Genomic DNA, 16,658 nt, shown 5'->3' with positions numbered 1-16,658 from the left:
CGGATAGCCCTGTTTTACGGATAATCACCATGCAAGAAGACATCGACGCACCCGCCCGCAAGCGCGCTCACAACCTGGCTCATGATCTGGTGGCCAAGCTGACCCAGAGCATCCTGCTCGGCCAGATGCTGCCGGGGGACAAGCTGCCGTCGGAGAACTCGATTGTCCAGGAGCATGGGGTCAGCCGTACGGTGGTGCGCGAGGCGATTTCGAAATTGCAGGCTTCAGGGCTGGTGGAAACCCGTCACGGCATCGGCACCTTTGTCATCGAGCGCGCGCCAGAGCAGGGGTTGCGGCTGAATGTCGATACCGCGCTGGGGGTGCGCAGCATTCTGGAGTTGCGCATGGGCCTGGAAACCCAGGCCGCCGCGCTGGCGGCGGTGCGTCGTACCGATCAGCAATTGGCGCAGATGCGTGAAGCGCTGGATGACTATCAGAGTTTGCTGGCCAACAATGACAGCTGCGTCGAGGCCGACAAACGTTTCCACCTGCTGATCGCCGAAGCCACCGGCAATGTATGCTTCACAGAGATCATGCAGCACTTGGGCAATGCGATGATTCCCCGCACCCGCGTCAATGCCGCCGAGCGCGGGTCAGCGGACTTGAGCAAGCTGGGGCAACTCGCCAACCTCGAACACGAGGCGATTCTCAACGCCATCAAGCGCCAGGATCCGGATGCTGCGCGGGCGGCGATGTGGTTGCACCTGACCAACAGCCGCGACCGCTTTTCGGCGGGCGGGACCTGATTCGTCAGTGCGTAGGAGCGAGCAGTGCGGCGATCCGACTTGTCCGCGAAGAATACACCGCGTTTTTTCAGGTATTACGCGTCATCGTTCTTCGCGGGCAAGCCTCGCTCCTACAGGGGCGCTATATCGCGCATCAGCAATCCATAACGCAAATCCACCGCATCCGGAATCGGCAAATACACCGTGTGCCCATCCCCAGGCGCCACTTCAATCGCCTCGCCCCTGAGGTTCTGCAGTTGATGCAGGTCGAAGTGGAAGTTGCCCTTGGGCGTCATCAGTTCCATGTGATCGTCCAGGCCAAAACGATTCTTCACCCGTACCTCGGCCAGCCGGTCGCGGCGTTCGCCGGTCAACTCCCCAACGAACTGTTGGCGCTCTGAAACCGAGCTGCCGTTCTGGTAGTTCTGGTATTCGTCATGCACGTGCCGGCGCAGAAAACCTTCGGTGTAGCCGCGCTGAGCGAGGGACTCCAGATCAGTCATCAAGCTGCGATCGAACACTCGGCCAGCCACCGCATCGTCGATCGCGCGGCGATAAACCTGGGTGGTGCGCGCGCAATAGAAATGCGATTTGGTCCGGCCTTCGATCTTCAGTGAATGCACGCCCATTTGTGTCAGGCGCTCGACGTGCTGGACGGCACGCAGGTCCTTGGCGTTCATGATGTAGGTGCCGTGTTCATCCTCGAATGCCGGCATCAGTTCGCCGGGGCGATTGGCCTCTTGCAACAGGAACACCTGATCGGTCGGCGTACCGAGGCCCAGGGTAGGTTCGGGTGAGTAGTGCTGGACGATGTCACCGAGCAGATTTTCGCTGGCTGCTGTCGCCGAGTATTTCCAGCGGCAGGCATTGGTGCAGCTGCCCTGATTGGCGTCACGCTTGTTCATGTAGCCCGACAACAGGCAGCGCCCGGAATAGGCCATGCACAACGCGCCGTGTACGAACACTTCCAGCTCCATCGCCGGGACGTGCTGGCGGATTTCGGCGATTTCTTCCAGCGACAGTTCGCGGGACAGGATGATCCGGCTCAAGCCCTGTTGCTGCCAGAACTCGACGCTGGCCCAGTTCACCGTGTTGGCTTGCACCGACAGGTGGATCGGCATCTGCGGGAAGTGCCGGCGCACCAGCATGATCAGGCCGGGATCGGACATGATCAGCGCGTCCGGCGCCATGCCGATCACCGGTTCCAGATCCTTGAGGAACGTTTTCAGCTTGGCGTTGTGCGGGGCGATATTGGCCACCACATAAAAACGCTTGCCCTGAGCCTGGGCCTCGCTGATGCCGAGCGCGAGGTTGGCGTGATCGAATTCGTTGTTACGCACCCGCAGGCTGTAGCGCGGTTGGCCGGCGTATACCGCATCGGCGCCGTAGGCGAAGGCATAACGCATGTTTTTCAGGGTACCGGCAGGGGCGAGCAGTTCCGGGGGGATGAGAGGCATGGCGCAAGTCATGGCAGTGTCGATCGCAAAAGCCGGCAAGGGTAAGCGACCTGCATGAGGGGTTTATTGATCTGGATCTATGCTTGACCAACAAACAGATGGCACTCGCGACAACCATGGCGGACTAAACATAAGGACGCGAATTTTCGCCTCTGCGCATTGGCATGGACCGGACATGAACGAAACGAAGCTCCAGAACACTTCGCTGATGGTCTTGCTGGCTGTGGTGACCGTTGCCTTCGTCTGGATTCTGCTGCCGTTCTACGGTGCGGTGTTCTGGGCGGCCATCCTCGGCATTCTTTTTGCGCCCTTGCAGCATCAGTTGCAGCTGAGATTCGGTTGGTCACGCAACCTGACCGCCCTGTGCACCTTGAGTCTATGTGTGCTGATTGCGATCCTGCCGGTAATCATCATCAGTACCTTGCTGGTTCAGGAGGGCGCGGCGCTTTATGGTCGAATCGAAAGCGGCGAACTGGACATTGCCGGGCATGTGTCGCAGTTCAAGCACAGCCTGCCGCTGTACTTTCAGCACTTGCTCGATCGTTTCGGCATGGGTGAGCTGAGCGGGCTTCGCGAGAAAATCATCAAGAGCATGATGCAAGGCAGTCAGTTTCTGGCGTCTCAGGCGTTCAGTTTTGGTCAGGGGACGTTCGATTTCGTGGTGGGTTTTTTCATCATGCTGTATCTGCTGTTTTTCTTTCTGCGGGACGGGTCTGAACTGGCGCGCAAAGTGCGCGCGGCGATACCGCTGGAAGATAACCAGAAGCGTCGCTTGCAACTCAAATTCAATCGGGTGGTGCGGGCCACGGTGAAGGGCAGTTTGCTGGTGTCGATCACGCAAGGGGCGTTGGGCGGGTTGATTTTCTGGTTTCTGGATATCCCGAGCGTGCTGCTCTGGGCGGTGTTGATGGCATTCCTGTCGCTGTTGCCGGCGGTGGGGGCGGGTATCGTCTGGGTGCCGGTGGCGGCGTATTTCCTGCTCAGCGGTGCGATCTGGCAGGGCGCGGTGCTCGCGTTGTTCGGGGTGTTCGTGATCGGGTTGGTGGACAATATCCTGCGACCGATTCTGGTGGGCAAGGACACCAAAATGCCTGACTACCTGATTCTCATCTCGACCCTGGGCGGCCTGGCGATTTTCGGCCTGAACGGTTTTGTCATCGGCCCGTTGATTGCCGCGTTGTTTATGTCGAGCTGGGCGATTTTCGTCGATACCAAACAGCGAGTTCAGCTGCCTTAAGCGCTGAGCTGGCCTGAGCCGATACGTTGCGACAGGGCTTGGGCGTCGGGAAGCGAAGTGAGCGGACCGCTGATCGGTTCGCCGTCCTGTACGAGATACCAGCAGGCAAGCAACCCTAGCGCTCTGAGCGGTGCGGGAACGGCGCTGCCGATAACGGACATAATCTGAACCTGAGCCATAAGTACCTCCATCAATCTATGGGGTTACCTTACGGATCGGACGCTTGAGTGGAAAATCAACGCTTTCGATAGTCGTCATTGATGCCAGTGAGTGTTGGCGATCAGTCCACGACTTGATCGAGCATATGCACGACTTCCTGCTCATTGAGCAGGCCTTTACGCACCAGGTTTTCCGCCAGCAGCGAGAGAAACTTGGCGCTGCGGTGGCCTTCCAGGTGCTTGAGCTCGGTCAGTGCGTTGTACACCTTGCTGGATGTGCACAAGCCGACAATGCGGTGCGGGTTTTGTGTGGGCATGAAGTCGTCCTTGTTTTTATCGACCTGTTGTTTATGGACAGATCAAGCTTGCGGGCCTGTCATGACATAAATATGACCGACTTTACCTGCCGGTACTGTCCCGATAGCGACCTTGACGAGATTTATTCAGACTCCGCTCGCTTTGCGGCCACAAAAAAGGCCCCGCTGTTGAGGCGGGGCCTGATGAGTCAGTTACCAGCGATCGTCACGGTAATAACCATGGGGATGGCCATAGTAGCCGCGCGGTGGGCCATAGTAGCCGCGTGGTGGACCGTAATAAATCGGTGCCGGGCGGTAGTACATCGGTTGTTGGACGTAGACCGGCGCCGGTTGGTAGTAAACGGGCGGTGGCTGTACGTAAACCGGCTGAGGCTGAACGTAAACCGGTTGCTCTACATACACCGGCCGGTCGCGGCCGATAATTGCCGAGCCGATGATTGCCGAGCCGACGATCGCACCAAACACAGCCGGACCTTCCCAGCCACGACCACCTGCTTCTGCCTGCCCTGCGATAGCGAGAGCACCAATCAGCAAGGCTACTGTGGGGATTTTACGGATCATGATGAGTCCTCGGTTCTTCGACCCGGCGCTTGCGTCTGCAATAGACACAAGTTGTCGCGGGGATACTTCTAAGACAGCAATTTTTTGAAAATCAGCACAGCCGTTGGGTAAATTTTGTGTAAGGTCTGTACCGGTTTCTTTACGGTGCTGTCTGGTACAGACATACCCTTATGATCGACCACAATCAGGTGGAATTGTTAATTCCGTCCATCTGAAAGTGCTACTGAAGGAGATTCGGATGCAGATGAACCCCAACAAAGACACCCAGTTGTGCATGTCACTCTCGGGGCGCCCCGGCAATTTCGGCCTGCGGTTTCACAATCATCTGTACGAACAACTGGGGCTGAATTTTTACTACAAAGCCTTCAGCAGCCAGGACCTGACGGGGGCTGTCAGCGGTATTCGTGCGTTGGGCATTCGCGGTTGCGGCGTGTCGATGCCGTTCAAGGAGGCCTGCATCGCGCTGGTCGATGAGCTGGATGCATCGGCCGAGGCTATTCAGTCGATCAACACTATCGTCAACTCCAACGGCCACCTCAAGGCCTACAACACTGATTACATCGCCGTCGCCCAGTTGCTTGAAACCCACCAGGTGCCCAAGGATTCGACCTTTGCCCTGCGCGGCAGCGGCGGCATGGCCAAGGCCGTGGCCAGTGCCTTGCGCGATGGCGGCTACAAAAACGGCCTGATCGTGGCCCGTAACGAACGCGCCGGGCGTGCCCTGGCCGAATCGCTGGGTTACCAATGGCAGGCGGAACTGGGTGCCCAACGCCCGCAGATGCTGATCAACGTCACGCCGATCGGCATGACCGGTGGCCCGGAAGCCGATCAACTGGCGTTTCCCCCTGAAGCCATCGCTGCCGCCGAAACGGTCTTCGATGTGGTGGCGATTCCCTCGGAAACACCGCTGATCGTGCGTGCTCGTGCTGAAGGCAAACGAGTCATCACCGGGCTCGAAGTGATTGCGATCCAGGCGCTGGAACAGTTTGTGCTGTACACCGGCGTACGGCCGACCGATGAACAGTTTCAAAAGGCCGTGGCGTTTGCCCGGAGCTGATCATCCCCAAATGTGTTGGCTGTACTGGCCCCTTCGCGGGCAAGCCACGCTCCTACAGGTTCTGCGCTGACCTTGTGGGAGCGTGGCTTGCCCGCGATTGCCGTGACTCGGTCTCCAGCCATTGCCGCGAATATCCCGGCCTATACTGCTCGCCAGCAAGCGAAGACTTGCTCTCCAGTCACCGTGACCGAGGTTCCCATGCATCCCGCCATTCTCAACCTGAATCAGGTCGAACTTGTACCGCTGCCCGAAGGTTTTGCCCCCACCGGTGAAGCCGCCGGCCGCTATCAACAACGCCAGGCCCGCATTGGCCAGCAACTGGGCGCGCAAAAGCTGGGTTATCGGTTGTATGCCCTGGAGCCAGGCATGCGCGGCAGTCCGTTTCATAGCCATCGGGTCAACGAAGAGATGTTCTACATCGTGGCCGGGGAAGGGGAGGTTCGCCTTGGCACCGAACGCTTTCCGATCCGCGCCGGGGACGTGATCGCCTGCCCGGCGGGAGGGCCTGAAACCGCGCATCAGATCATCAACAACAGCCAGGGCGAGTTGCGCTACCTGGCGGTCAGCAGCCAACAATCACCGGACATTTGCGAATACCCGGACTCCGGCAAATACGTGGTGATGGACGATTTCAAGGTCGATGCCAAGGGCAATGCGTCGGGCTTCGTCGCCGTCGCGAGGCAGGCTGATGGCGTGGATTATTGGGACGGGGAGTAGTCATTCAACGTTGAGCTCATTCCTGTAGCAGCTGCCGAGCTTGCGAGGCTGCGTTCGGCGGCGCAGCCGTCGTAAACCCTGCATACACGTTTTTCCTGAAACACCGATTCGTCTGAATTCACGACGGCTCCGTCCGAATGCGGCCCACACCGAACGCAGCCTCGCAAGCTCGGCAGCTGCTACAGGGCCTTATTCGAGGCGCGCCAGGCGTTCTTCCAGTGCCGCGATCCGCGCTTCGAGCTCTTCGATTCGCTCAACCGACACACCGCCACCGGTGCCACGTTCCACCGGGTTCTGTCGGGCCGCGAGGATCGCTTCGATATCCGCCGGATCACCCAGCGCATGCATGTAACGATCTTCGCGCTGGCCGGCCTGGCGCGGAATCAACAGCGCCAGGCCTCGGGCGATCAAGCGCTCCAGTTGATGCAGCACCTGTTCGGCATCTTCGAAGTCATGCATGCGGCCGCTGCGGGTCAGCAGTTCGTTGACCGTCTGCGGACCGCGCAGGAACAACAGCCCCGTCAGAATCACCTGGGCCGGCACCAGTTCCAGCGCCTTGTCGACCCGATGTTCCCAACGATCGGCACGGCTGCCCATCACCAGCCGGGTGAAGCCGCGACCTTCCAGGGCGCGCAGGCTCTGGCCAACCTGGCCCTGGCTGAGGTTCATCACCGGTTCGCGGCTGGTTTTCTGGTTGCAGGCAATCACCAGGGCATTGAGGGTCAGCGGATAGGTTTCCGGGCTGGTGGCCTGTTTTTCGATCAACGAGCCCAAAATGCGGATTTCCGTGCTGTTGAGCCGCGGTTCGTCGAAGGTCGTCTCTTGTTCAGTGCTCATCGCGCTTTTCCCTAGGCAGTCGAGCCGCCTAGCCTAATCCTTGCTGGATAAAAGACAAGTCGCAGGGCGCGCCGGCATGGCTATAATCGCTCCACGTTTTTTACTCCTGTCACCACACGAGACTGCCATGACTATTTCCCTGTACGCCGCATCCGTTCCGGTTTTCCAGCAAATGCTCAACGCCCTGAGCAACAACCTGAGCAAGGCCGAAGCCCACGCTACCGCGAAAAACATCGACCCGAACGCATTCCTGCAGGCCCGTCTGTACCCGGACATGTTCCCGCTGGTGCGTCAGGTGCAGATCGCCGTTGATTTCGCCAAAGGCGTTTCGGCGCGTCTGGCTGAAATCGAACTGCCGAAATACGACGATACCGAAACCACCTTCGCCGAACTGCAAGCGTTGATCGCCAAGGTTCTGGCCTTCATCGGCGAGATCAAACCCGAGCAAATCAACGGCAAGGAAGGCATCGAAATCGTGACCCGTCCTGGCACCCCTAAAGAGAAGCGCTTCACTGGCCAGGCTTACCTGCTGAGCTACGGTCTGCCGCAGTTCTTCTTCCATGTCACCACCGCCTACGCGCTGCTGCGTCACAACGGTGTGGAAGTGGGCAAGCGCGATTACATGGGCGCGTTCTAAACCACCCAGGTACAAAAAAGCCCGCCAAGGTGTAAGCCTTGGCGGGCTTTTTCGTTTTTGTCGGTGCGTTCTACGCCAAACGCTGCGCCTTCAACTCTTCACCCTGGCAAGCCGCCGCGGTGAACAGCACGTCGGTGGAGGAGTTCAGCGCGGTTTCCGCCGAGTCCTGCAACACACCGATGATGAAGCCGACCGCCACCACCTGCATGGCGATTTCGCTCGGGATGCCGAACAGGCTGCACGCCAGCGGAATCAGCAACAACGAACCGCCCGCCACGCCCGAGGCGCCACAGGCACAAATTGCCGCGACGACGCTGAGCAGAATGGCCGTCGGAATATCCACGGCGATGCCCAGGGTGTGCACGGCGGCCAGGGTCAGTACAGTGATGGTGATCGCCGCGCCGGCCATGTTGATGGTCGCGCCGAGCGGGATCGATACCGAATAGGTGTCTTCATGCAGGCCCAGGCGTTTGCTCAATTCCAGGTTGACCGGAATGTTCGCCGCCGAGCTGCGGGTGAAGAAGGCGGTGATGCCGCTCTCGCGCAGGCAGGTGAGTACCAGCGGATACGGGTTGCGGCGCAGTTTCCAGAACACGATGACCGGGTTCATCACCAACGCGACGAACAGCATGCAGCCCAGCAGCACCGCCAGCAGGTGCATATAGCCGATCAATGCGCCGAAACCGGAAGTGGCGAGGGTCGAAGCCACCAGACCGAAGATCCCCAGCGGCGCAAAGCGAATCACCAGGCGCACGATCACGGTCACGCCATTGGACAGGTCGCCCAGCACTTCGCGCGTCGTCTCGCCGGCATGGCGGATCGCAATGCCCATGCCGATCGCCCACGCCAGAATGCCGATGAAGTTGGCGTTCATCAGTGCGCTGACCGGGTTATCGACCACGCTCAGCAACAGACTTTGCAGCACTTCGCTGATGCCGCCCGGCGCGGTGACCGCAACGTCCTGGGTCGACAGCACCAGGCTCGACGGAAACAGCGTACTGGCGATCACTGCAACCACGGCTGCGGCGAAGGTGCCCAGCAGATACAGAAACAGGATCGGCCGGATATGGGTTTCCTGGCCGTGTTTATGGTTGGCAATAGAGGCCATGACCAGCACGAACACCAGAATCGGCGCGACAGCCTTGAGCGCCGACACGAATACTTTGCCAATGAAGGCGGTGGACTTCGCCACCTCAGGCGCGAACAGGGCCAGGGCAATCCCGGCGATCAGGCCGATGATGATTTGCGTGACCAGGCTGCTGCGTTTCAGGCGTTGCAAAAGAGAAGGGGATGAAGCGGTCATAACGGTATCTCTGATTTTATTAGGGTGCAGGGTTCCTTGGCTCATGCAGCAAAAAGCCGGGCAGGCTACATGGAGGGAACCGAAGGGGTCGCCACATCAATGCCAATCAATGGCCGATGAGCAAGGTGTCAATCTCGCGGGTCGCGGACTTTATCACAGCGTAGCCGCGATCCTTCAGACCTGTGACGATCTGCCGCCCGATTGTTCAACGCGATTTGCAGGTTCGTGCAACTTCGTTTGGAAACACTCTGTTAAGCTTCGCCATCCTCATTTTCTAGTTCTGCCAGTGGGCCTTCGGGCTGTCGCTGGTGTCGTCGTTTTCCTGGAGTTCTGCATGCTGTTGCCCATTCTTCTGTTGTCCGCCGCCGGTTTCACGGTGCTGACCACGGAATTCATCATCGTCGGCCTGTTGCCGGCAATCGCCCGTGACCTGGACGTCAGCATCCCTCAAGCAGGTTTGCTGGTGACCCTGTTCGCGTTCACCGTGGCCGCGTTCGGGCCGTTCCTGACGGCGTATTTCGCAAGGTTTGAACGACGCAAACTGTTCATCAGCGTATTGATCATGTTCGGCCTGGCCAACACGCTGGCGGCATTTGCGCCGAACATTTGGGTGATGGCCATTGCCCGGTTGATTCCGGCGCTGGGGTTGCCGGTGTTCTGGGCGTTGGCCAGTGAAACCGCCGTGGACATCGTCGGGCCGGACTACGCCGGGCGGGCGATCGCCAAGATTGGTTTCGGCATCGTCTGCGCAACGGTGTTCGGCATTCCGGTGGGCACGCTGATTTCCGACGCATTCGGCTGGCGCAGTGCCTTTGGCATTCTGGCGGTGATCGCGTTTGCCAAGGCGCTGCTGCTGTTTATCTATTTGCCGAAAACCAGCCTGCACCAGCATCAGGTGAGCTTCCGTTCGCAGTTCAAGATCCTGCGCAGCCCGCTGATGCTGGGTCATGTTCTGCTGTCGATCCTGGTGTTCAGCGGCATGTTCACCGCCTACACCTACCTGGCCGACATTCTTGAACGCCTCGCCGGTTTCAACGGCACCGTGGTCGGCTGGTGCCTGATGGGCTTCGGCGCGGTCGGGCTGATCGGCAACTCGCTGGGCGGTCGCGCGGTGGATCGTCACCCGCTGATCGCTTCGGTGACGTTTTGCGCGTTCATGATTGCCGGCATGGTGACGCTGGTGCCGAACATTCACTCGCCACTGGGGCTGGCGGCGGCGATGGGGATTTGGGGTGTGACCCAGGCGGCGTTATTCCTGGTCAGTCATGTGCGGTTGATGAAGGCTGCGCCTGAAGCGCCGGCCTTTGCTGCGTCGCTGAACATTGCCGGGGCCAACCTCGGGATCGGCCTGGGCGCCATGGTAGGCGGCCGGGTGATCGACAGTGTGGGCCTGGGCGGACTGGGTTTCGCCGCAGCCGGTTTTATCCTGGTTTCGATTCTCCTGGCCATGGCGCTGATGACCTTCAAGCCTCGCGAAATCTGCGCCTGAGGCTTCACATCTCGGTGAACAGCTCGCGTCGGGCACCTTCGGTAATGGCGACAATGCCGGGGTGCTTGACCTTGCGTTCCACCGAAATGGCGTAGAACGACTCGCGCACCGCGTCGGTCTGGCCGATCAACTCCACGCCGCATTGGCGTTTCACCTCGTCGGCAATCACGCTCGGGCCGATGAATATCCCGCTACCGGATTGGCCGAAAGCCTGCATCAAAGCGCTGTCGTCGAACTCGCCGACGATTCGCGGCTGGATCTGCTGTTCGGCAAACCAGCGTTGCAAGCGACTGCGCACCACGGTTTCCGGCCCGGGAATCAACAACGGGGCGCCGTGCAGGCTGCGGGGGAAATCCTGGCCGTATCGCGCCGTCAGTTCAGCGGTGGCAAAGAAGCTGATACCGCATTCGCCGAGCTTCTGGCTGTAGCCCTTGATGTCCAGATGCGAGGGCATCGGGCTGTCGGAAATCACCAGGTCGAGGCGTTGAATCGCCAGGTCGGCGAGCAATCGTTCCAGTTTGTCTTCGCGGCAGGTGATGCGTAGCGGCTCGCTCAACTCCATGGTCGGCGCGATCAGGCGATAGACGATGGATTTGGGCACCACGTCGGCGACGCCCACCCGAAACAGAATCTGTTGCTCATTGGGCTGCGCCCGCAGCATCAGCTCCAGCTCGCCCCCGAGTTGAAACATCTGCTCGGCGTAGGGCAGGGTCTGACGCCCGGCTTCGGTGAGTTCCAGTTGCCGCCCGACCCGGCGAAACAATTCAATGCCATAGGTTTGTTCGAGCAGGGAAATCTGCCCGCTGATGGTCTGTGGCGTCAGGTTCAACTGCTCGCAGGCGCGCACGATGCTGCCGGTCTTGGCCACCACCCAGAAATAATGCAGCTGTCGATAATTCAGCATTCATGCTCCCCGTAGCGTGTGTTTTGCTATGGATTCGTAAAAATCGAAGTATAACCGCTGAAAATACGAATTTTCCTGAAGTGTTTGCCTCTTTAGACTGCCTCGCTATCGACGGATCGCCTTTCGGGTTCTGTCTGTTCTATCGAGGAAAGCATCATGAAGCTTAAAACCACCGCGCTGCTGATCACCTCTTTACTGGTGTTGGCCGGTTGCGATCAGGCCGAGAAAAGTGCTCAGCAATTGATGGGCAAGGCCGCCGAAAGCGCCAAACAGGCGATTGACGATACCCACAAAGCAGCCGAACAAGCGTTGAGCGAAGCCACGAGTGGCCTGATCAGCAAGAAAGAACAACCGGCCAAAGAGACGGGCAAAACCGACTCTTCGTCCCAGGAAATCTAAACCGCCTACAACGAGTCAGGACTGACCCATGGAATACCTTTTAGAACTCGCTGCAAGCCCCACCGCCTGGGTCGCCCTGGCCACATTGGTGGTGATGGAAATCGTGCTCGGCATCGATAACCTGATCTTCATCTCGATCCTCACCAATAAGCTGCCCGAACAGCATCGCCAGAAGGCGCGGCGCATTGGTATCGGCATGGCGTTGATCCTGCGCCTGGCGCTGTTGAGCACCATCGCGTTCATCGTCCAGTTGACTGAACCGGTGATCGACATTCTCGGCCACGCGTTCTCCTGGAAGGACATGATCCTGATCGCCGGCGGCCTGTTCCTGTTGTGGAAGGCGACCACCGAGATTCATCACAGCATGGACCCGTCGCCGGAAGATCCGACATCGGCCACCTCGACCGTGACCCTGGGCTTTGCCGCCGCCATTGGTCAGATCCTGATGCTGGATATGGTGTTCTCCATCGACAGCATCATTACTGCTGTGGGCATGACCGAGCATTTGCCGATCATGATCATCGCGGTGGTGGTATCGGTCCTGGTGATGTTGCTGGCTGCTGACCCGCTGGCCAAGTTCATCAACGACAACCCGACGGTGGTGATGCTGGCGCTGGGCTTCTTGATCATGATCGGCATGACGCTGATCGCCGAAGGTTTCGGCGCCCACGTACCGAAAGGCTATGTCTATGCGGCCATGGCGTTCTCGGCGACGATCGAAGGCTTGAACATGCTGTCGCGGCGGGCCAAACAGAGGCGCGTAGCCGCAGAAGCTTAATCGCCGATAAACGAAACGGCCGCCTGAACTCGCAAGAGTCCAGGCGGCCGTTTTTGTTTGTGCGACTGAAAGGCGCCAGTCAGTGCGCGGTGGCGGGGCGTGTAGCCGGTTTATCGGATTTGGCCACGGGCGCCGATTGAACCGGGTGGTGATGGTGCCGACGGGTAATGCGCAAAACGCCCCACAACATGGCGGCAGCCACTGCCAGCCAGCCGGAAATCAACATCACAATGGTCATTGTCAGGCTCATCAGTGCCTCCTCTTTGCCCTGCAGCGGGCGCACGCTCTTCCTTGGTAAAGGACAGTCTAGCCGTTGCTGTGTTTCAGGCTATTGACCAAAGGTCGCCTGTCATCAACCCGTTCGCTCTATCAAATGCAAACAACTGCGGGTTTAAGGCTATACCGTTGTCGCGCGGCATCCTATGATCGACGGCCAAGCCGGCTGCGTGAGCGCCTGGCGTCTGAACAAGAGAGTGATGATGGTGCGGGTATTTTCTCGAATTCGATCTTTGGCACTGATCGTTGGCTGCGTTGCCGGCCTGGCTGGCTGTGCGGGGAGCGTAGCGCCTGAGATCAAGCGTCTGCCGGAGCGTGTCGAACTCAGCGGTACGTTCTACCGCGGGCAAAGTTATCAAAGCGGGCCTCAAGTGCTGGCCAGCCTGTTGTCCCAGCAAGGCATCGTGATGACTCCGGGGCTGCTCGAAAAGCCCCTGAATTTACCGGGTGCCGAAGACCGGTTGCAGCAGAACATGCAAAACCTCGCCCGTGAATATGGAATGGTGGTCTATCCCCTCGACAGCCAATTGCCGGCGCTGCTGACCCAGGTCGCGGCCGGTTATCCGGTGATGGTGCGCATCACCGAAGGCTCGGCGTTCTGGGCCGGGCCGCGATACGCCATTCTTGCCGGTTACAACCGTCAGAAGCAGACCGTGTTGCTGCGCACCGGGATGGATCGTCGGTTGCTGATGGGGTTCAGCGCCTTTGAGTCGGCGCTCGAGAGTGCCGGCGGTTGGGCCGTTTTGATTCAGAAGCCGGACCAGATTCCGGCCAACGTCGATCAACAGCGCTGGCTGAAAGCGGCGAATGATCTTGCCCAGTCGGGTCAGGAGCAGGCGGCAGCCAGGGCGAAGAAGGCGCTGACCGCGCAGTAGGTTCCGCTCGTCATCTGCAAGGCACGACTCAGCGTTTTTGGTCTCTTATATAAAGGGCCCGGATTCTCGCCGGGTCGTGACCAGGAGGCGCCCATGGCTCATCCCAATACCCCCGACGGCCCGCACTCGTCCGAGCATTCGTCCGATAATGAGTTGGGGTTCGACCCCGATTCTCCGGACGTTGCTGATCCTCAGGTCGACCCCATCGGACCTGCCAGGGCGCCCAGGGACGTAAAACCGGGTGAGGAGGGCAAGAAGAAGCCGGCCAAGCCTTACGACCCGCTCGGTAATCTGAGACCCAAGTCTTAGTGAGAGGTGCATATGTCTACCGATTCGAGCTTCGATGACAAACATCCGGACTCTCCCGACAGTGTTCCAACAACCCTTGAGCCGGACGTGGACCCGGTGATGGACCCAGACAGCCCGTTAAGGGATCCCTTGGCCAGGCCGATGGTGGTGCCGACGAAGCATCCGCAGGGCTGGCGAGACCCGAGTGCAGGGGATGGCATCCCGGATGACGATCAGATGCCGTTGCCCAATGACTGACCGCTGGACAAAAAAAGCCCCGAATATTCGGGGCTTTTCATTTACGGATGTTTCGACCTTATTTTGAGGCTTCAATCACACCGCTCTGGCGATGCTTGAGGTTCTTGTCGGACTTGTACTGCAGGGCTACGGACGGCACGTTGGCGCTCTTGCCGGTTTCGACCCAGTTGCGAATACGGGTCGCATCGGCAAAGTGTGTGTATTTGCCGAAGGCATCGAGAATCACCAGCGCAACCGGACGGTTGCCCATGCTGGTCACCAGTACCAGGCAGTGACCGGCCTCGTTGGTAAAACCGGTTTTCGTCAGCTTGATGTCCCAGTTCGGCTTGTTGATCAAATGGTCGGTGTTGTGGAACCCCAGGCTGTAGTTGGGTTTACGGAAACTGACGGTTTTTTCCTTGGTAGTGCTCAGCTCGGTCAGCAGCGGGTACTTGTGCGCGGCGATCAGCAGTTTGCTCAGGTCGCGGGCGGTGGACACGTTGCGCGGGGAGAGGCCCGTCGGTTCGACGAAGTGGGTGCTGGTCATGCCCAGCGCCTTGGCTTTGGCATTCATGGCGGCAATGAACGCGACATAACCGCCCGGATAGTGATGCGCCAGCGTCGCAGCGGCACGGTTTTCCGATGACATCAGGGCAATCAGCAGCATCTCGCGGCGCGTCAATTCGCTTTTGAGTTTGACCCGGGAGAACACGCCTTTCATTTCCGGGGTGTCGCTGATGTTGACGGGAATGTATTCGTCCATGTTCTGTCGCGCTTCCACGACCACCAGGCCGGTCATCAGTTTGCTGACGGAGGCGATGGGTACGACGACATCAGGGTTGCTGGCATAAATGACTTTGTTGGTTTGCAGATCCATCAGCAAAGCGCTGCCGGACGCGATCTTCAGTTGTGAATTGTCTCGTGGTGCCGCGGTGGTTTCAGCGGCGTTGACCGTTGGCGTGATGAAAGTCCCTGTAACTGCAAAAACTAGGCTCAGGATGGAAAGACGGATTTTCACGCTGGCAGACTCATAAAGGGTGGATATGCCGTTCTGTAACGGGCTGTTTCTTAAAAACGACGCATTTTAGGAGTATGTGCCAGGAAAGCCATAGGCGCCTGTAAGACAGGGGGTAAAAGTGAAGAATATTTAATGCTGTAACCCTTTCTTTACTATTTGGCTTTGCAGTTGTCCGACCTCTGTGATCGAGCTGTTTGCTACGGGCAAAAAGAACCCCGCGATGGGCGGGGTTCTTTTGGGTGCAGCAGGGTGAGAGTGAACTCAGCTGTGCAGTGTTTCTGCGGCGTACAACGTGTTTTCCAGCAGGCAGGCGCGGGTCATCGGGCCGACGCCGCCCGGTACCGGAGTGATCCAGCCGGCGCGGGCCAGGGCGGATTCGTAAGTCACGTCGCCGACCAGTTTGCCGTCTTCCTGACGGTTGATGCCGACGTCGATCACGATCGCGCCTTCCTTGATCCACTCACCTTTGACCAGGCCCGGCTTGCCGGCGGCAACCACTACCAGGTCGGCGCGACCGACCTGGCTGGCCAGATCCTTGGTGAAGCGGTGGGTGACAGTCACGGTGCAACCGGCCAGTAGCAGTTCCATCGCCATCGGACGACCAACAATGTTGGAAGCCCCGACAATGACCGCGTCCATCCCGTAAAGATTGACGCCGGTGCTTTCCAGTAGCGTCATGATGCCTTTGGGCGTGCACGGGCGCAGCAGCGGAATGCGCTGGGCCAGGCGACCGACGTTATAAGGGTGGAAACCGTCGACGTCCTTGTCGGGACGAATGCGCTCCAGCAATTTGGAGGCGTCCAGGTGTTCAGGTAGAGGCAGCTGAAGCAGAACGCCGTCGATTGCCGGGTCGTCGTTCAGGCGATCGATCAGATCGGTCAGCGCTTCTTGAGTGGTGTCGGCAGGCAGGTCATAGGCTTGGGATAGGAAGCCGACCTCTTCACAGTCTTTACGCTTGTGCGAGACATAAACCTGAGAGGCAGGATCGCTGCCGACCAGGATCACCGCGAGGCCGGGCGTGCGCAGGCCTTGCTGGCGACGCTCGGCAACTCGTTTGGCGATCTGCTGGCGCAGGCTGGCGGCGATCGATTTGCCGTCGATTAGTTGTGCAGTCATTGCGCGTGATTAACCATCGAGAGGGGAAAAAAAGAGAGCGCATTCTCGCATGTCACGAGGTGAGGGCAAAGGCGCTTGGTCTGCAAATTCCCCTAACTCCTTTAATTAAATGAATTTTTTTCAAAAAGGATTTGACGACCTTCAGGGGGCTCTATACTATTCGTCGCACTTGTCGGGCACAGCCTAGCACTGGTTAAGAAGGTCGAGCGGAGTTACGGTTTCGCAAGACTGAAAAGCACTTAGTTTGTAGTCCTTCAAGGGTACAGATTAAC

At 58.9% G+C, this 16,658-nt stretch carries 21 protein-coding genes; 11 read left to right on the top strand and 10 right to left on the bottom strand.

What is annotated here, in order from left to right; translation table 11 throughout:
- Positions 1-29 precede the first annotated feature (29 nt).
- Positions 30-746: a FadR/GntR family transcriptional regulator gene (locus tag JUI81_RS09035; RefSeq protein WP_019579994.1), complete on the top strand. Its 717-nt coding sequence runs from the start codon at positions 30-32 to the stop codon at positions 744-746.
- 110 nt (positions 747-856) lie between these two features.
- Here the strand turns inward: JUI81_RS09035 and yegQ are convergent, their stop codons facing one another.
- Entirely contained in the window at positions 857-2,182 is a 1,326-nt protein-coding gene (gene yegQ, locus JUI81_RS09030; protein ID WP_204124126.1) for a tRNA 5-hydroxyuridine modification protein YegQ, read from the bottom strand.
- A 175-nt stretch (positions 2,183-2,357) separates the two neighbouring features.
- Between yegQ and JUI81_RS09025 the strand changes: the two genes are divergently transcribed.
- Positions 2,358-3,419, top strand: a complete 1,062-nt coding sequence (locus JUI81_RS09025; protein ID WP_204124125.1) for an AI-2E family transporter — start codon at positions 2,358-2,360, stop codon at positions 3,417-3,419.
- Here the strand turns inward: JUI81_RS09025 and JUI81_RS09020 are convergent.
- The 3 genes from JUI81_RS09020 to JUI81_RS09010 all read right to left on the bottom strand — a co-directional run bounded on the left by JUI81_RS09020 (position 3,416) and on the right by JUI81_RS09010 (position 4,455).
- Positions 3,416-3,598, bottom strand: a complete 183-nt coding sequence (locus JUI81_RS09020) for a hypothetical protein (RefSeq protein WP_007940423.1) — start codon at positions 3,596-3,598, stop codon at positions 3,416-3,418. The two genes, JUI81_RS09025 and JUI81_RS09020, sit on opposite strands and share 4 nt — an antisense overlap.
- A 101-nt stretch (positions 3,599-3,699) precedes the next feature.
- The gene (locus tag JUI81_RS09015) at positions 3,700-3,894 is read right to left on the bottom strand and encodes a hypothetical protein (RefSeq protein WP_018925407.1); all 195 of its coding nucleotides are present in this window, start codon (positions 3,892-3,894) and stop codon (positions 3,700-3,702) included.
- Between the two features lie 192 nt (positions 3,895-4,086).
- A complete protein-coding gene (locus JUI81_RS09010; RefSeq protein ID WP_019579997.1) occupies positions 4,087-4,455 on the bottom strand; it encodes a hypothetical protein in 369 nt (122 codons plus the stop codon).
- 238 nt (positions 4,456-4,693) lie between these two features.
- On the opposite strand from JUI81_RS09010, the gene JUI81_RS09005 reads away from it, so the two are divergent.
- Together JUI81_RS09005 and JUI81_RS09000 are read left to right on the top strand one after the other, a co-directional pair.
- Positions 4,694-5,512: a shikimate 5-dehydrogenase gene (locus JUI81_RS09005; RefSeq protein ID WP_028941211.1), complete on the top strand. Its 819-nt coding sequence runs from the start codon at positions 4,694-4,696 to the stop codon at positions 5,510-5,512.
- Positions 5,513-5,710: 198 nt separating this feature from the next.
- Positions 5,711-6,229 carry a cupin domain-containing protein gene (locus tag JUI81_RS09000; protein WP_028941212.1) on the top strand — a complete coding sequence of 173 codons (519 nt, stop codon included), beginning with the start codon at positions 5,711-5,713 and terminating at the stop codon, positions 6,227-6,229.
- A gap of 189 nt (positions 6,230-6,418) precedes the next feature.
- Here JUI81_RS09000 and JUI81_RS08995 read toward each other — a convergent pair whose 3' ends face one another.
- Positions 6,419-7,066, bottom strand: coding sequence for a YceH family protein (locus tag JUI81_RS08995; RefSeq protein ID WP_204124124.1), 648 nt, complete (start codon positions 7,064-7,066; stop codon positions 6,419-6,421).
- Positions 7,067-7,193: 127 nt separating this feature from the next.
- On the opposite strand from JUI81_RS08995, the gene JUI81_RS08990 reads away from it, so the two are divergent.
- Positions 7,194-7,703 carry a DUF1993 family protein gene (locus JUI81_RS08990; protein ID WP_019579999.1) on the top strand — a complete coding sequence of 170 codons (510 nt, stop codon included), beginning with the start codon at positions 7,194-7,196 and terminating at the stop codon, positions 7,701-7,703.
- A gap of 70 nt (positions 7,704-7,773) precedes the next feature.
- Here JUI81_RS08990 and sstT read toward each other — a convergent pair whose 3' ends face one another.
- The gene (gene sstT, locus JUI81_RS08985; protein WP_064618915.1) at positions 7,774-9,006 is read right to left on the bottom strand and encodes a serine/threonine transporter SstT; all 1,233 of its coding nucleotides are present in this window, start codon (positions 9,004-9,006) and stop codon (positions 7,774-7,776) included.
- A gap of 334 nt (positions 9,007-9,340) precedes the next feature.
- On the opposite strand from sstT, the gene JUI81_RS08980 reads away from it, so the two are divergent.
- The gene (locus tag JUI81_RS08980; RefSeq protein WP_028941214.1) at positions 9,341-10,495 is read left to right on the top strand and encodes an MFS transporter; all 1,155 of its coding nucleotides are present in this window, start codon (positions 9,341-9,343) and stop codon (positions 10,493-10,495) included.
- Between the two features lie 4 nt (positions 10,496-10,499).
- On the opposite strand, the gene nhaR is transcribed toward JUI81_RS08980, so the two are convergent.
- A complete protein-coding gene (gene nhaR / locus JUI81_RS08975; RefSeq protein ID WP_018925414.1) occupies positions 10,500-11,399 on the bottom strand; it encodes a transcriptional activator NhaR in 900 nt (299 codons plus the stop codon).
- A 156-nt stretch (positions 11,400-11,555) separates the two neighbouring features.
- On the opposite strand from nhaR, the gene JUI81_RS08970 reads away from it, so the two are divergent.
- Both JUI81_RS08970 and JUI81_RS08965 read left to right on the top strand, forming a co-directional pair.
- Complete coding sequence (locus JUI81_RS08970; RefSeq protein WP_007940414.1) at positions 11,556-11,798, top strand: hypothetical protein; 243 nt, start codon at positions 11,556-11,558, stop codon at positions 11,796-11,798.
- 28 nt (positions 11,799-11,826) lie between these two features.
- Entirely contained in the window at positions 11,827-12,576 is a 750-nt protein-coding gene (locus JUI81_RS08965; RefSeq protein ID WP_018925415.1) for a TerC family protein, read from the top strand.
- Positions 12,577-12,655: 79 nt separating this feature from the next.
- Here JUI81_RS08965 and JUI81_RS08960 read toward each other — a convergent pair whose 3' ends face one another.
- Complete coding sequence (locus JUI81_RS08960) at positions 12,656-12,826, bottom strand: hypothetical protein (RefSeq protein ID WP_169342455.1); 171 nt, start codon at positions 12,824-12,826, stop codon at positions 12,656-12,658.
- Positions 12,827-12,998: 172 nt separating this feature from the next.
- Between JUI81_RS08960 and JUI81_RS08955 the strand changes: the two genes are divergently transcribed.
- The 3 genes from JUI81_RS08955 to JUI81_RS08950 all read left to right on the top strand — a co-directional run bounded on the left by JUI81_RS08955 (position 12,999) and on the right by JUI81_RS08950 (position 14,273).
- Positions 12,999-13,727: a peptidase C39 family protein gene (locus tag JUI81_RS08955; RefSeq protein ID WP_019580003.1), complete on the top strand. Its 729-nt coding sequence runs from the start codon at positions 12,999-13,001 to the stop codon at positions 13,725-13,727.
- A gap of 93 nt (positions 13,728-13,820) precedes the next feature.
- Positions 13,821-14,036: a DUF6021 family protein gene (locus JUI81_RS31780; RefSeq protein ID WP_028941216.1), complete on the top strand. Its 216-nt coding sequence runs from the start codon at positions 13,821-13,823 to the stop codon at positions 14,034-14,036.
- 12 nt (positions 14,037-14,048) lie between these two features.
- Positions 14,049-14,273, top strand: a complete 225-nt coding sequence (locus JUI81_RS08950; RefSeq protein ID WP_019580005.1) for a hypothetical protein — start codon at positions 14,049-14,051, stop codon at positions 14,271-14,273.
- A gap of 58 nt (positions 14,274-14,331) precedes the next feature.
- Here the strand turns inward: JUI81_RS08950 and pbpG are convergent, their stop codons facing one another.
- Together pbpG and folD are read right to left on the bottom strand one after the other, a co-directional pair.
- Positions 14,332-15,270, bottom strand: a complete 939-nt coding sequence (gene pbpG, locus JUI81_RS08945) for a D-alanyl-D-alanine endopeptidase (RefSeq protein ID WP_019580006.1) — start codon at positions 15,268-15,270, stop codon at positions 14,332-14,334.
- 261 nt (positions 15,271-15,531) lie between these two features.
- Positions 15,532-16,386, bottom strand: a complete 855-nt coding sequence (gene folD / locus JUI81_RS08940) for a bifunctional methylenetetrahydrofolate dehydrogenase/methenyltetrahydrofolate cyclohydrolase FolD (protein ID WP_019580007.1) — start codon at positions 16,384-16,386, stop codon at positions 15,532-15,534.
- Positions 16,387-16,658: the final 272 nt, after the last annotated feature.

It is taken from the genome of Pseudomonas sp. 008 (genome assembly GCF_016861935.1).
Classification (GTDB): Bacteria; Pseudomonadota; Gammaproteobacteria; order Pseudomonadales; family Pseudomonadaceae; genus Aquipseudomonas.
This window is presented reverse-complemented; position numbering and strand designations above follow the sequence as displayed.

What these genes read in the sequence shown, in the direction of transcription:
- JUI81_RS09035 (WP_019579994.1), top strand. Translation starts at nt 30, where the DNA reads ATGCAAGAAGACATCGACGCACCCGCCCGCAAGCGCGCTCACAACCTG.
- yegQ (WP_204124126.1), bottom strand. Translation starts at nt 2,182, where the DNA reads ATGCCTCTCATCCCCCCGGAACTGCTCGCCCCTGCCGGTACCCTGAAA.
- JUI81_RS09025 (WP_204124125.1), top strand. Translation starts at nt 2,358, where the DNA reads ATGAACGAAACGAAGCTCCAGAACACTTCGCTGATGGTCTTGCTGGCT.
- JUI81_RS09020 (WP_007940423.1), bottom strand. Translation starts at nt 3,598, where the DNA reads ATGGCTCAGGTTCAGATTATGTCCGTTATCGGCAGCGCCGTTCCCGCA.
- JUI81_RS09015 (WP_018925407.1), bottom strand. Translation starts at nt 3,894, where the DNA reads ATGCCCACACAAAACCCGCACCGCATTGTCGGCTTGTGCACATCCAGC.
- JUI81_RS09010 (WP_019579997.1), bottom strand. Translation starts at nt 4,455, where the DNA reads ATGATCCGTAAAATCCCCACAGTAGCCTTGCTGATTGGTGCTCTCGCT.
- JUI81_RS09005 (WP_028941211.1), top strand. Translation starts at nt 4,694, where the DNA reads ATGCAGATGAACCCCAACAAAGACACCCAGTTGTGCATGTCACTCTCG.
- JUI81_RS09000 (WP_028941212.1), top strand. Translation starts at nt 5,711, where the DNA reads ATGCATCCCGCCATTCTCAACCTGAATCAGGTCGAACTTGTACCGCTG.
- JUI81_RS08995 (WP_204124124.1), bottom strand. Translation starts at nt 7,066, where the DNA reads ATGAGCACTGAACAAGAGACGACCTTCGACGAACCGCGGCTCAACAGC.
- JUI81_RS08990 (WP_019579999.1), top strand. Translation starts at nt 7,194, where the DNA reads ATGACTATTTCCCTGTACGCCGCATCCGTTCCGGTTTTCCAGCAAATG.
- sstT (WP_064618915.1), bottom strand. Translation starts at nt 9,006, where the DNA reads ATGACCGCTTCATCCCCTTCTCTTTTGCAACGCCTGAAACGCAGCAGC.
- JUI81_RS08980 (WP_028941214.1), top strand. Translation starts at nt 9,341, where the DNA reads ATGCTGTTGCCCATTCTTCTGTTGTCCGCCGCCGGTTTCACGGTGCTG.
- nhaR (WP_018925414.1), bottom strand. Translation starts at nt 11,399, where the DNA reads ATGCTGAATTATCGACAGCTGCATTATTTCTGGGTGGTGGCCAAGACC.
- JUI81_RS08970 (WP_007940414.1), top strand. Translation starts at nt 11,556, where the DNA reads ATGAAGCTTAAAACCACCGCGCTGCTGATCACCTCTTTACTGGTGTTG.
- JUI81_RS08965 (WP_018925415.1), top strand. Translation starts at nt 11,827, where the DNA reads ATGGAATACCTTTTAGAACTCGCTGCAAGCCCCACCGCCTGGGTCGCC.
- JUI81_RS08960 (WP_169342455.1), bottom strand. Translation starts at nt 12,826, where the DNA reads ATGAGCCTGACAATGACCATTGTGATGTTGATTTCCGGCTGGCTGGCA.
- JUI81_RS08955 (WP_019580003.1), top strand. Translation starts at nt 12,999, where the DNA reads ATGATCGACGGCCAAGCCGGCTGCGTGAGCGCCTGGCGTCTGAACAAG.
- JUI81_RS31780 (WP_028941216.1), top strand. Translation starts at nt 13,821, where the DNA reads ATGGCTCATCCCAATACCCCCGACGGCCCGCACTCGTCCGAGCATTCG.
- JUI81_RS08950 (WP_019580005.1), top strand. Translation starts at nt 14,049, where the DNA reads ATGTCTACCGATTCGAGCTTCGATGACAAACATCCGGACTCTCCCGAC.
- folD (WP_019580007.1), bottom strand. Translation starts at nt 16,386, where the DNA reads ATGACTGCACAACTAATCGACGGCAAATCGATCGCCGCCAGCCTGCGC.